1 protein-coding gene and 1 pseudogene are annotated in these 737 nt (G+C 71.5%); both read right to left on the bottom strand.

Annotation, left to right across the window (positions count from 1 at the left end; genetic code table 11):
* A partial coding sequence (locus F3J14_RS35230; RefSeq protein ID WP_166726789.1) for a 4Fe-4S dicluster domain-containing protein occupies positions 1-391 on the bottom strand: 391 nt, incomplete at its 3' end.
* Between the two features lie 24 nt (positions 392-415).
* A pseudogene (gene glcE, locus F3J14_RS35225) lies at positions 416-737 on the bottom strand (glycolate oxidase subunit GlcE); the annotation flags it as partial.

Below are 737 nucleotides of genomic sequence, written 5' to 3'. Positions count from 1 at the left end.
CGGCGAACGTCGCAGGCCGAGGTACGACGTGACGCAGGCCGGCGCGCAGCAGGCGCTCGCGCGCCGGACGCCGCGCGCGCTTCTCGGCTTCCGCGCGGCCGATGTCGAGCAGCGTGTGATAGCGCACGCCGGACGGGCAGGTCGTTTCGCAGTTGCGGCAGGTCAGGCAGCGGTCGAGATGCTGCTGCGTGCGCTCGCCGCACGGCTCGCCTTCGAGCATTTGCTTGATCAGGTAGATGCGTCCGCGCGGCCCGTCGAGCTCGTTGCCGAGCACCTGGTAGGTCGGGCAGGTCGCGTTGCAGAAGCCGCAGTGCACGCAGGCGCGCAGGATCGCTTCCGCTTCGTCGGCCCGGTCGAGGGCCTTGCTTGCTTCGCTGAGATTGGTTTGCATCGGCGGTTCGAAGTCGGGTGGGCGTCAGAGGTCCGCGTACAGGCGGCCGGGATTGAAGATCGCATGCGGATCGAGTTGCACCTTCAGCTGCCGGTGCACGCGCAGCAGCGCAGGCGGCAGCGGCTGGAACGGCTCGTGCGTCGCGCCGGGCGTGAAGCAGGTCGCGTGGCCGCCCCACTGCGCGGCGAACCGTTGCACGTCGGCCGGCGCGGCGTCGCTCTTCAGCCAGCGCTGTGCGCCGCCCCAGTCGACCAGCAGCGCGCCGGGCAGCGCATCGAGCGGCGCGGCGGCCGGCAACGACACGCGGCACAGCGGGCGCGGATCGTCGAAGAACGGAGCTCGGACG

The sequence above is a fragment of the Burkholderia sp. Tr-862 genome (assembly GCF_011753085.1).
Taxonomy (GTDB): Bacteria; Pseudomonadota; Gammaproteobacteria; order Burkholderiales; family Burkholderiaceae; genus Burkholderia; species Burkholderia ambifaria.
The sequence above is the reverse complement of the archived record's forward strand: the minus strand, read 5'-3'. Positions and strand labels throughout refer to the sequence as shown.